11 protein-coding genes are annotated in these 11,580 nt (G+C 47.2%); all 11 read right to left on the reverse strand.

Annotated features, from left to right (window positions below; genetic code table 11):
• Positions 1 to 22: 22 nt before the first annotated feature.
• Complete coding sequence (gene yxdK, locus M1M80_RS20750) at positions 23 to 1,000, reverse strand: two-component system sensor histidine kinase YxdK (RefSeq protein ID WP_003236369.1); 978 nt, start codon at positions 998 to 1,000, stop codon at positions 23 to 25.
• Positions 997 to 1,686: a two-component system response regulator YxdJ gene (gene yxdJ / locus M1M80_RS20755; RefSeq protein ID WP_003236371.1), complete on the reverse strand. Its 690-nt coding sequence runs from the start codon at positions 1,684 to 1,686 to the stop codon at positions 997 to 999. The genes yxdK and yxdJ overlap by 4 nt, the downstream gene beginning before the upstream one ends.
• Positions 1,687 to 1,793: 107 nt before the next feature.
• Complete coding sequence (gene iolJ, locus M1M80_RS20760) at positions 1,794 to 2,666, reverse strand: 6-phospho-5-dehydro-2-deoxy-D-gluconate aldolase (protein WP_060399882.1); 873 nt, start codon at positions 2,664 to 2,666, stop codon at positions 1,794 to 1,796.
• Positions 2,667 to 2,686: 20 nt separating this feature from the next.
• The gene (iolI, locus tag M1M80_RS20765) at positions 2,687 to 3,523 is read right to left on the reverse strand and encodes a 2-keto-myo-inositol isomerase (RefSeq protein ID WP_060399883.1); all 837 of its coding nucleotides are present in this window, start codon (positions 3,521 to 3,523) and stop codon (positions 2,687 to 2,689) included.
• Between the two features lie 86 nt (positions 3,524 to 3,609).
• Positions 3,610 to 4,479, reverse strand: coding sequence for a sugar phosphate isomerase/epimerase family protein (locus M1M80_RS20770; protein ID WP_003236377.1), 870 nt, complete (start codon positions 4,477 to 4,479; stop codon positions 3,610 to 3,612).
• An 18-nt stretch (positions 4,480 to 4,497) separates the two neighbouring features.
• Positions 4,498 to 5,532: a bifunctional inositol 2-dehydrogenase/D-chiro-inositol 1-dehydrogenase gene (iolG, locus tag M1M80_RS20775; RefSeq protein ID WP_060399884.1), complete on the reverse strand. Its 1,035-nt coding sequence runs from the start codon at positions 5,530 to 5,532 to the stop codon at positions 4,498 to 4,500.
• A gap of 22 nt (positions 5,533 to 5,554) precedes the next feature.
• Positions 5,555 to 6,871, reverse strand: coding sequence for a myo-inositol transporter IolF (gene iolF / locus M1M80_RS20780; protein ID WP_060399885.1), 1,317 nt, complete (start codon positions 6,869 to 6,871; stop codon positions 5,555 to 5,557).
• A 14-nt stretch (positions 6,872 to 6,885) separates the two neighbouring features.
• Positions 6,886 to 7,779 carry a myo-inosose-2 dehydratase gene (iolE, locus tag M1M80_RS20785; RefSeq protein WP_060399886.1) on the reverse strand — a complete coding sequence of 298 codons (894 nt, stop codon included), beginning with the start codon at positions 7,777 to 7,779 and terminating at the stop codon, positions 6,886 to 6,888.
• Positions 7,780 to 7,794: 15 nt separating this feature from the next.
• Positions 7,795 to 9,708 carry a 3D-(3,5/4)-trihydroxycyclohexane-1,2-dione acylhydrolase (decyclizing) gene (gene iolD / locus M1M80_RS20790; protein WP_060399887.1) on the reverse strand — a complete coding sequence of 638 codons (1,914 nt, stop codon included), beginning with the start codon at positions 9,706 to 9,708 and terminating at the stop codon, positions 7,795 to 7,797.
• Between the two features lie 32 nt (positions 9,709 to 9,740).
• Positions 9,741 to 10,718, reverse strand: a complete 978-nt coding sequence (gene iolC / locus M1M80_RS20795) for a 5-dehydro-2-deoxygluconokinase (RefSeq protein ID WP_019259953.1) — start codon at positions 10,716 to 10,718, stop codon at positions 9,741 to 9,743.
• Positions 10,719 to 10,741: 23 nt separating this feature from the next.
• Positions 10,742 to 11,557 carry a 5-deoxy-glucuronate isomerase gene (gene iolB, locus M1M80_RS20800; protein WP_060399888.1) on the reverse strand — a complete coding sequence of 272 codons (816 nt, stop codon included), beginning with the start codon at positions 11,555 to 11,557 and terminating at the stop codon, positions 10,742 to 10,744.
• Positions 11,558 to 11,580: the final 23 nt, after the last annotated feature.

Below are 11,580 nucleotides of genomic sequence, written 5' to 3' on the forward strand. Positions count from 1 at the left end.
ATGTTGTTTTCTTAACGCAGCCTTACATTTTTGTAAGAAATGAAAATCGAACTGATGTCCCTTCACCGGGAGACGAGCTGATGTCTACCCTATGATTGAGCTTACCTGTAATTTCTTTGACGAGATGGAGGCCGATTCCCGTAGATTCTTGGAAACGCCGCCCGTTTTCACCGGTGTAATAAGGGTCAAACACCCGCTTGATATCTTGGGAGGGAATCCCGACACCGTAATCTTTGACTTCAAGCACCGTCCTGTCTTCATCGCGGAAGACATTCAGCTCAAGTCTGTCACTCTTGCCCGCTGAATACTTGACCGCATTTGTGACCACTTGGCCGATCGCAAATTTGAGCCATTTTGCATCGGTGTAAATCTGATGATCGTCGCAAATGTCCATTTTGGGATAAACGCGGTATTGAATAAAAAATCGTTTATAGCTTTGAATGACTGATTGAAGAAGCTCGGACAGAGAAACCGCTTCAATTTTAAAATCCCGTTCAAACAGGTCGAGCCTTGAAGAATAAAGAAGCGTCTCCAGCCCGAATTCAATCTGCCGGACTTCTTTTTTGATTTGTTCAAAAACGGGCTCATCCTCTTCTTGAATGATTAAATTAATGACCGACAGCGGCGTCTTTACTTGATGCACCCATTGATTCATATACGTCACCCGCGCGTCAAGCTTGGCTTCGGTCTCATGGAGCTTTTGGTGCTGCAGCCGGATCAGCTCCATCTGCTTTTCATACAGCTCTGAACAGAACACTGAAGAACCGAGATACGGGATATCCGTCCCTTCCTGCCCCGAGCTGAGCCAATGATACACGCCGCGGTCTTTGTACCAGCGATAGGCAAGATAGCCCGCCAAAATAAGAAGCTGCACGCCCAATATGTAAAACAAGTGAGAAAAAGAATGAAGACCCGCAAACCAGTAATAAAAGAAGACAAACAGCCCTTGAAGGAGAAAAAGCAGAATCAGCACTGTATGAGACCGTAGAAACAGCTTCATGACTGCGCCCTCAGCTGGTAGCCTTCGCCCCGCACCGGTTCAATAGAAACAGGCGCATTCAGCTCCCGCAGTTTTTTTCTGAGCCGCGTGATATACACGTTAAGTGTATTATCATCGACAAAAATGTCGGTGTCCCACGTCTTTTCCATGAGACGGTCCCGACCCGTCACCTTTTCTCCCCGCTCCAGCAGCACTTCCAAAAGCTTACTTTCTTTTTTAGAAAGCTCGCTTTTTTCATCCTGATAACGCAGTTCAAACCGTTCTACAAAGAGCTGAACGCCGGCATATTCAACCACTTTCTCCCCCTGCTTTGCGGCGTACTCCCCGTACGCCCTGCGGATCTGGCTTTTGATTTTCGCCAGCACAATATCGTAGGAAAACGGTTTTTCTATATAATCGTCTCCCCCGTTTTCAATCGCCATCACCTGATCCATTTCCCCGCTTCTGGCTGAAATAAAAATGATCGGGCTTGTGGAGTGCTGGCGGATCTGGCGGCACCAATAATATCCGTCATATGCCGGCAAATTGATATCAAGCAGCACTACATCAGGCTTTTCCCGCAAAAAAACATCAAGAACAGCCGTGAAATCCGCGGTGACCACTGTTTGATATCCGTATTTTTCAAGGTAATTCTGCAACAGTCCACGAATGTCTTCACTGTCTTCCACAATCATGATCTTATTCAAACTGAACCACTCCCGTTTCTTACACTGCTGCCATCATCATAATCGTTTTGGGCGTATGGACGCAACACCGCACAAAAAAACCGCCATCTCGGCGGTTTCTGGTCTCTTCAGCCGACCTGCTGCTTAGCTGCTTTACCGGCTGATCCGAACTCTCTCATTTTGCTTCGCACTGTCTCTTCCACAGCTTCAATGCCGGGTGTCATATAGCCGCGCGGTTCGTACAGATCGCTGTTTTCCTGAAACATGCGGCGTGTTTCATCTGCCCAGGCTACCATACATTCCGTATTGATATTGATCTTCGCGTGGCCGAGCGTGATGGCTTTTTTGATCTGATCCTGCGGAATCCCGGATGCCCCGTGAAGAACGAGGGGAATATCAGTCATGCGGGAGATAGCCTCCATTTCCTTAAATCCGAGATTCGGCTCACCCTGATATTTGCCGTGTACAGAGCCGAGGGCCGCGGCCAGCGCGTCGATATTGGTTTCTTTGACGATCCGCTCACATTCCGTGATATCGGCATAGCGGACCCCGCCGACCAGTCCGTCTTCCATTCCGCCGACCGTGCCGACTTCAGCTTCTACTGACACGCCGTGCTTTCCGGCATAATCGGTGACTTCTTTTGTCATCACGATATTCTCGTCAATCGGCTGATGGGAGCCGTCAATCATCACTGAGCTGAATCCGGCATCAATAGCCTGTCTGCAGCGTTCCGCACTGCTTCCGTGATCGAGATGAAGCACGACCGGAACGGTAATCGCCATGTCCTCCATTAACGCGCCGACCATGGCGGCAATCGTTTTAAATCCGCCTAAATAGTCAACCAGGCGATCGGAAGCCGCGGCGATGACCGGTGATTGCTCCTTTTGCGCCGCCTGTAAAATCGCCTTCGTCCACTGCAGGCCGTTGATATTAAACTGGCCGACTGCATATTGCTCCCGCTTTGCATCTTCAAGAAGCTCTTTCATCGATACAAAAGCCATGTCCACCCCTCCTTTATCCATTACATGTTGAAGTATTTTGATACGACATCAACCGTTGTTTTTTTCGCTGTTTGAATGGCTTCCTCAGCACTCAGCTTATAGTATTCAGGCCGGAAGAGCTCAACCGATACAACATCAGAGAAGCCGATTTCCTTGAGGGCTGATAAGTGGGCATCTAAGTCAATCGCACCTTGGCCCGGCCACACACGATCCTCATCCGTTAAAAAGCCGATTGGGAAATCTTCCGTATCGTCGATATGATAGATGAAAATTTTCTTTCCGTCCGCCTGCTTTAAGCTTTCAATATTTGAACCCATTGCATGAAAGTGGAAACTGTCAAGGACAAGCCCGACATTGTCACGGTTGACTGTGTTTACGATGTCGTACGCCTGTTCAAACGTATTGACCGTACATTGCGGGTGGCCGACAAATTCAAGCGCGATTTTTACGCCGTACGGCTCCGCGATATCTGAAAGCTCAGTCAGCACCTCTACACTGCTCTTTTTGATCTCTTCTTTTACAATCTTCTGCTCAGTCACAAGCGGAACGGCCACGACATATTTCACACCGAGGGTTTTGCACGTTTCCATCATGCCTTTAAATTCAGCGATGATCTCATTGTGGCCCTTTTCATCACGGTTGTTGAAGAACACGAGTGCGTTTAAGGCAAGAGGTTTGATGTGATGGGTTTGAAAATATTCCGCAAGATCATCCAAAGAATGGTCTTTTAAGTACTCCGGCAGCTTATCCATTGTGCGGATTTCAATATAATCATAGCCATGCTTTTCACATAGTTCTAAATCCTGTTTAAGGTTTGAGTTTTCCAATGTTGTAGCTTCATTAAAACAAAGTTTCATGTCAGACTCCCCCATCTGCGTTTTAGATATGAAGGGAGTTCGGCAGGAGGGCTGTTCGCCATATCCCGCCGAACTCCATGCTCAGCTTATGCCAGACCTAATTCTTCTTTCATTTTTCGAAGCATAAATCGGCTTGATTCATCTGCTCTTTCGTCGACCCAAGCAAAAACGGCATTTGTCGCAATTCCGTCGAACTTCATCTCTCTCAGCTTTCTGAAAATCGTCTCAAAATCAACCTCGCCTTGGCCAATGTCCAAATGCTGGTGAACCGTTACTTTCGCGTCAGGCGGATTGACGATGTAGCGCAGGCCGTGAGCCGCTTTATGATTAAAGGTATCTGCAAATAAAACGTGTGTGAGGCGGTCGCCGGCTTCGTCAAACATGGTCTCGATGTCGCCTTTGCCGTCATCATAGAAGAACGTATGCGCAGTCGAGTAGACAAGATTGATCCAATCCTTGTCAAGCGCGCGGATCATATCCATCGCACCTTTGTGCGTTTCGATAAAATCGTACGGATGGGCTTGAAGATTGAGTTTAATGCCTTCTTTTTCAAAGACTGGCAGAAGCTCATCCATGGATTTGATAAATTTTTCTTCACTTGTTAAAGGATCATATTTTGAACCGCTGAATTCACTGTTCATCAAATCCACTTCTAGTTCAACCGCAATTTCGATCGCCCTTTTCCAATTGCGCACTGCAGCCTGACGGCGGTCTTCTTCAGGACCCGCCCAGTGGTAAAGAGGAAGGAGCGATGAAAGCTTAACACCTGTATCCCTTAAAAGCCGCTTTAATTGTTTGATCTTTGCTGAATCGACTTTCGGATATTTATAGAATGGACAAAAATCCTCGCGCGGCGATAGTTCGATATATTCATAACCAAGCTCCGCCGTTTTATAGACCATTTCCTCTAACGTTAAATCATCTCGATACATTGATGGATCTAATGCTAATTTCATGTTTTCACTCCTCTTTTTTTAGTTTTCTACTGTTGTAAAAGATTGATAGAATTCCGGTTTTTCCTTCAATTCAACCTTTTCTTTTTGTCCAGATTCCTGGGCTTTTACACACGCGTCAGTGGTAACGGCAGCAATGTAGCCGTCCCATGCCGTCGGTCCGCTGACCTCGCCTTTCTTTTGAATCGAATCAATGAAGTCTTGGATTTCCACATCGTACGCAGCCACAAAGCGTCTCTGCCAATCCATCAGAATATCTGTGCTGAATTTTCCTTCTTTTCTCATGCTGATGCTTGATGGTTCAGGAAGCTTGATGACGCCGTCTTCTCCGACGATTTCACATTGAATGTCATAGCCGTATTTACAGTTCACATAGATTTCAGCATTGATGACGATGCCGCCTTTAGTTTCAATCAATACAATTTGCGGATCTTTTAAATGCGGAAGCGCATTTTTCGATTTCTTCGGATAGATAACTTGAACGGACTCGTAGTCATCATTGACGAGCCAGTGCAGCACATCAATTTCATGAACAAGCGTATCAACTACGGCCATATCCGTTGTGTAGTTATCTCCCACAGTCGGGTTGCGGTGTGCGCAGTGAATCATAAGCGGCTCGCCGATGACATGGTTGTCGAGCGCTTCCTTCAGCTGTACGTAACCGCTGTCATAACGGCGCATGAAGCCGACTTGAACAAGGCGTTTGCCCACTTTCATTTCCTCTTCAACGATGCGCATGCATCCTTCAGCCGTTGTCGCGAGCGGCTTTTCACAGAACACATATTTCTGGGCTTTAATGGCTTTCAGCACACTCGATTCATGCGCAGGCCCCCAGCTAGTCACTAAGACAGCATCTACATTTTCGTCTGCAAGCAGGATGTCATCATTCGGATAAACCGTCGCGTTTAATTGGTATTGCTCAACAACCTTTTGTGCAGTTTCTTGATTGACATCCGTTACAGCAACGATTTCTGCGCCGGACAACTTGTTCGTGATGCGGTTAATATGTTCTTTTCCGATTGCTCCAGTTCCAATTACGCCAATACGTAAACTCATTGACAGCCACTCCTTCTGTTGGTTACATCATTTTGCTTTCTGTTCCTTGCTTTACTTGGCTCTGAGGAGATCCGTAGAGTTCCTCTTGAATTTGTTCAAGCGACTTGCCAGACGTATTCGGCGCGAAGAGAAGCCCGATGATCATACTGGCCGTCACACATCCGAGGAGAATTGCAGCCATCGTTCCAATGCCGAAATTGGTCATAATCATTGGGACAAACAGACTCCAAATCCCTATTGAAATACGTACGAGGAAAAACATTAGTCCTTGTGCAGAAGCACGATATTGCGTAGGAAAGATTTCACTGGCCCATAACTGATAGTTGGCTTGCTGCCCGGCTCCGTTATTGATGCCGATCACGACAATAAACAGGAGCAGAATCGGCAGGCCTTCAACCGGCAGCAGAAACAGCGTCCATCCGATCACCGCCATAAAAGCGGCGATTCCGAATACGGTTTTTCTATATTTGTCGGCAAAGGGCATGAAGATGAAAGCGACCCCCAACCCTGTGAAGATAAACAGTCCCATTTGCAAAAGGTTTGCCATGTTGGCAGATACACCGCCGACCTGCTGATAAATGTATGGCATAAAGAAGCCCATCACACCGGCGGCTAAATTCCAAACCAAGTACACACCCATCAAAAACAGTATGCTTTTTAGATACATTGGCTTGAGCAAATCAAAATACGATGTTTTGTCCAGTACGGCCGGCTTCTCTGTTTGTATGTCTGCGGGATGATTTTTCTGCTGCCACGCATCTGACTCGGGAAGCCTGATTCTCAGGATGTACGTAATCAGCGCAATGACAAGCAGATGGGCAAATACGATTTTATTCCCCAAGAGGCCTAAATCACCGACCAGTACGGAGAGAAGCAGCACAACGACAGCGCCCGCGGCCCAGGCGACTTGTGCCACGCCGCAATGGCGGGCCCGATTTTTCTTTGGCGCATTTTCTGCAATAATGGTCCATGATGCGGTAATGTCGGCTCCCACTGATAAACCGATAATCATGTAACCGCTTAACAACATGGGGAAATTAACCCCAAACAGAACCAAACAAATCCCTAATGCATAAACCAGCATGCTATTGGTATAAACAGCCTTCCGCCCGACTTTATCAGCCAGATACCCGCCAAGCAGGGCGCCGACAGCGGCAGAAATTGCATTTGCGCTTAGCGCGCCGAGCAGCCCGATTTGTGTATCAGATAGCTTTAGATAACTGACCCATAACGATAAACCGGCAGATCCAGCCACAATCGAACCGGCATCAATATAGTTGGCCAATGCTGCCGCGATTGTCCGTTTATTGAAGGCCGATTCTGCATTGGTATTGCCCATATATCCAGTCCCCATTAAGCCAGATCCAACAACTGCTCATCAATATAGTTTCTCGCGATCAATGCATACTCAAGTGGGTTAGCTACATCGGGGTCCTGTTCAGCTTCAACGACAATCCATCCGGAGTAATCGTGCTTCAACAGCAGCTGATATACTTCTCTAAAGTCAATGCATCCATCACCGGGAACCGTGAACATGCCTTTTAAAAATGCTTGTCGAAACGATTCCCCTCCAAGCCTGCATTGTTCCATGACATTCAGGCGGGCATCTTTAAAATGCACATGCTTAATGCGATTGATATGCTTCTCAAGCATTCCCATGTAGTCGCCGTCAGAAATATACGCATGGCCTGTATCATAGAGGAGGTGTACATGCGCAGGGTCTGTTCCTTCCATCAGGCGGTCCACTTCTTCTGCTGTTTGGATGCCAGTGCCAAGATGGTGATGATACACAAGCTTCAAGCCATGCTGATCAGCAATTTTGCCAAGGTGATTCAGCCCTTCGCAAAGCCGTTCCCATTCATCATCCGTAAAGTGCGGCTTCTCTGTGAACACATTTTTCTCCAAGCTTTGCACACTGTGTGTTTGTTCAGAGACAACTGCGACATCCGCGTTTACTTGTTGCAAATACTCACAATGCAGGGTAAATGCCTTTGCCGCTTCACCGAGTCCGTCACGCAAGATAAAGCTGCTGAACCATTTTCCCGCGATTCTTAAATTTCGAAGTTTCAACTCTTTGTTCAGGATGGCCGGTTCGGGGAAAAAGCCCCCGACTTCCGTACCTTGAAAACGTGCGACAACGATATCACTTAACAAATGCTGAAGTGTGTTTCCCGCTCCGATTTCAGGAATGTCATCATTCCGCCACCCAATAGGAGCAATGCCCCACAGGATTTTTTCTTTGCCCATCTATGAGCCTCCCCTCTAATACTGCTTCGCAGATTCCAGCATTTTTTCTTTTGCTTCGTATGCCTTCTGAACGCTTTCTTGTTCAGACACTTCTGCTACGCCGACATGCCACCAGCTGTCATAGCCGTCAGTCATTGTTTTTGGCAGAACCTTCATTTCAATTAACGTTGATACGTCCTGTTTCTTCGCATCCTCTAACGCCGCTTTTAACTCTTCTACTGTGTTGGCACGGTAGGATTTTGCACCGTATCCCTCAGCAACTTTCGCGTAATCAACATTCAAAATTTGGTTATCATCTGTGCGGAACTCACAATAGTAGCTGCCGCTGCCATGATCCATTTGAAGGTTGTTGATACATCCAAAACCAGAGTTGTCAAAGAGCAGCACATTGATTTTCTTGTTGTACTGAATCGCCGTGATCAGCTCGGAGTGAAGCATCAGGAAGCTGCCGTCTCCGACAATGGAATACACTTCTCTGTCAGGGTGGGCCAATTTAAGCCCCAGTGTGCCGGACACTTCATAGCCCATGCAGGAATACCCGTACTCCAGGTGATACGTATTCGGAACATTAGAATGCCACAAACGCTGCAAATCTCCTGGAAGGGAACCTGCTGAACAGATGATCACGCTGTCTTCAGGAATCGTCTCGTTGATTGTCAGCAATGCCGTTGTTTGCGGCAGCTCAGTGTTCAACGCGTCAGCGTATTCATTTAGAATCTCCTGAGAGAAATGATTTTTGATTTCCGGATCAAACGCTTCCCGTTTAAACGTCACTTTGCTGAGGCGTTCGCGTTCAGCAAGCCATTCGTCCTTCAGCTCCTTGATCGTGGAGCCGAATTCGCTCTTATAGCCTTCAAGCAAACCATGCAGTTTGCCAAGCGTCACTTTCGCATCCGCTACCACTTGGAACGCGTCTAGTTTATACGCCTGCATTCGGCTGACATTGATGTTCAGGAACTTCGCTTTATCAAAATCAAAAGCGGTCTTAGAGGATGTCGCAAAATCCGTATATCTTGTACCGATACCGATAATCAAATCAGCTTGGCGGGCCGCTTTATTTGCCGCAAGTGTACCTGTGATGCCCATTCCGCCGAGGTTGTTCGCAAAATCAGCTTCAACTGTCGACTTTCCTGCCTGCGTTTCAACTAACGGAATGTTATACGCTTCAGAAATGGCAACCAATTCATCGCGCGAACCGGAGTATTTTGCGCCTCCGCCGACGAGGATCACAGGATTTTTGCTGGCTTTAATCAGCTCCGCCGCACCTTGAAGCTCGCGCTCGCTCGGCTGCATGCGATCAATATAGTGAACCCGTTTGACGAAGAAACTTTCATCAAAGTCGTATGCTTCTCCTTCAACATCCTGAGAAATGCAAATCGTTGCCGGACCTGCTTTTGCCGGATCAGTCATGACTTCAAACGCGCGCAGTAAACTGCTCATGAGCTGCTCAGGGCGCGTAATGCGGTCCCAGTATCTCGATACAGGTTTCAATGCATCGTTTGTTGTAATCGCCGCACTGTATTCTTGCTCCATTTGCTGCAGTACAGGGTCTGGCTGTCTTGTCGCAAATGTATCTGCCGGAATTAAGAGAACTGGGATATTATTTGCCAATGCAGTGCCGGCTGCCGCCACTAAGTTAGCAGCTCCCGGTCCGACGGATGTAGAGACCGCATATATTTTTCTTCTCAGCATTTGCTTGCTGTACGCCATTGCGGCATGGGCCATTCCTTGTTCGTTTTTCCCTTGATAGACTTTCAAATGGCCTGCATCCTGCTCAAGCGCCTGGCCGATCCCTAATACGTTTCCATGACCGAAAATCGTGAAAATCCCTTCAACGAAAGGCTCTTCCTTTCCATCTACATGGATGTACTGCTGGTTTAAGAATTTAATCAGCGCTTGTGCTGTTGTTAAGCGAATTTTCTTACCCACAAACGATCCCACCTTTACTCGATCTTTTTCAATTATGACTGTGCTTCAATAAGCTGTACGATTTCATCTGCAGTCGGCATCGCTTCTGACGAACTGTGCTTGCTCACCACAATGGAGGCTGAAGCGCTGCCGTATTTCAATGCCGTTTCGATGTCTTTTCCGCTGACAAGGCCATAGATAAAGGCTGACGCGTAGGAGTCACCGGCTCCAAAGGTTTTCAGCACTTTTGTCTTGTACGCTTGGGCGCGGAATACCTCGCCGGATTTGCTGTATGCGTAAGAGCCTTCAACGCCGTGTTTGATGACAACGAGGTCGGCTGAATGATCAAATAAATGATTGACGGATTCTTCATTGCTTCCGCCTGTGCGGTTTTCCATTACATCAAATTCATCACGTGTGCCGATGACGATATCAGACTGCTCGGCGACCAAAGAATAGTAAACGGCTGTTTCATCCGCTGACTGCCACGTATACGGGCGATAATCCAGTTCGAACACCACTTTAACCTGATGCTTTTTCGCATATTGAACAGCTTTTAACACCGCTTCCCGTGATGGGCTTTTGGCGAGCGCTGTCCCGGAAACAAGCAGCATTTTCGCATTTGCGATATAGTCCTCGCTTACCTCGGAAGGCTCAAGATAAAGATCCGCCACATCATCGCGATACATTAAGATGCTGCATTCCTCTGGGCTGAGAATTTCTGTAAATGCAAGGCCTGCTTTGTGGCCATCTTGATCCACAATCATCTGTGTTGTGTCAACGCCGGTATTTCTCATATAGGACTCTATGAATCTTCCATGCTGGTCATCTGGAATTTTGCCGATGAAGCCCGCTTTTAAGCCAAGCTTCGCGCTGCCGATCGCGATATTCGCAGGTGAACCGCCGACATATTTCGAAAATGTCATCGTTTCTTCCATTGGGCGGTTGTATTCGACTGCGTTCAGATCAATACATGCCCGGCCGATGGCAACAATATCAAAAGCCTTCTCTTCATTGAATGTATACTTCATCGTAAACAGCCACTCCTCACTTGTTAACGTTCTAAAATCCACTCATGCGCCGGGTCATTATGAAACTTCCATTTCCGCGTCGGCCCTGCCATGACATTTAAATAGTAGGATGTGTATCCGTCCGGCACGCCTACCGGGTGGTATCCTGCAGGAACGATGACAACGTTTTCATTTTCTACAGTCATTGTCTCGTCAATCGAGCGGTCATCTGTGTATACACGCTGAAACACAAAGCCCTGTCCCGGGTCTAACTCATGGTAGTACGTTTCTTCTAAAAAAGATTCCTCCGGCAAATTGTCTTGATCATGTTTATGAGGCGGATAGCTGGACCAGTTGCCGCTGTCTGTATAGACTTCAACTACTAATAGGCTGTTAGCTGAAGGGTCTGAATCCGGAAGAATGTTGTGAACAGTACGTTTGTTTGAAAACTTCCCGCGATGCTCAATGCCATTGTCTTCCGCTTTGATCAGCTTTGTCGGAAGCTGTTTTTCCGATGGAGAATAGCAAAGCGCCACTCTTGCGTCGCTGACCGCTGTGATCTCAAAGGAACGGTCATTTGACATATAGACGCTGTCTGTCGGTTTTCGTTCGAATACGCTTTCACGTGTGCCGATATTCTCAAAAGTCGACTCGTGATCGGTCACTGTAATGTTTCCCGTTACCGCGACAATACAGATTTCCTGTTTTTTCAATTCTTCTGCATAGCTGGAACCGGAAGCGAGATCTAACACTTTAAACTCTACATAGGTGAGATCAGAGTTGGATTTCGTTACTTCGTGCACCAGTTTGACCCCATTAGACACTTCATTCGACTGCGGCTTACGCAACAAATAACTCATAGTGAAGCCCTCCTCTTTCTATT

The organism is Bacillus inaquosorum (assembly GCF_023238325.1).
Classification (GTDB): Bacteria; Bacillota; Bacilli; order Bacillales; family Bacillaceae; genus Bacillus; species Bacillus inaquosorum.

Excerpts from the sequence above, each read along its gene's own strand:
- iolC (WP_019259953.1), bottom strand. The coding sequence starts at position 10,718 with ATGAAGTATACATTCAATGAAGAGAAGGCTTTTGATATTGTTGCCATC.
- iolJ (WP_060399882.1), bottom strand. The coding sequence starts at position 2,666 with ATGGCTTTTGTATCGATGAAAGAGCTTCTTGAAGATGCAAAGCGGGAG.
- M1M80_RS20770 (WP_003236377.1), bottom strand. The coding sequence starts at position 4,479 with ATGAAATTAGCATTAGATCCATCAATGTATCGAGATGATTTAACGTTA.
- iolF (WP_060399885.1), bottom strand. The coding sequence starts at position 6,871 with ATGGGCAATACCAATGCAGAATCGGCCTTCAATAAACGGACAATCGCG.
- iolB (WP_060399888.1), bottom strand. The coding sequence starts at position 11,557 with ATGAGTTATTTGTTGCGTAAGCCGCAGTCGAATGAAGTGTCTAATGGG.
- yxdK (WP_003236369.1), bottom strand. The coding sequence starts at position 1,000 with ATGAAGCTGTTTCTACGGTCTCATACAGTGCTGATTCTGCTTTTTCTC.
- iolI (WP_060399883.1), bottom strand. The coding sequence starts at position 3,523 with ATGAAACTTTGTTTTAATGAAGCTACAACATTGGAAAACTCAAACCTT.
- iolG (WP_060399884.1), bottom strand. The coding sequence starts at position 5,532 with ATGAGTTTACGTATTGGCGTAATTGGAACTGGAGCAATCGGAAAAGAA.
- iolE (WP_060399886.1), bottom strand. The coding sequence starts at position 7,779 with ATGGGCAAAGAAAAAATCCTGTGGGGCATTGCTCCTATTGGGTGGCGG.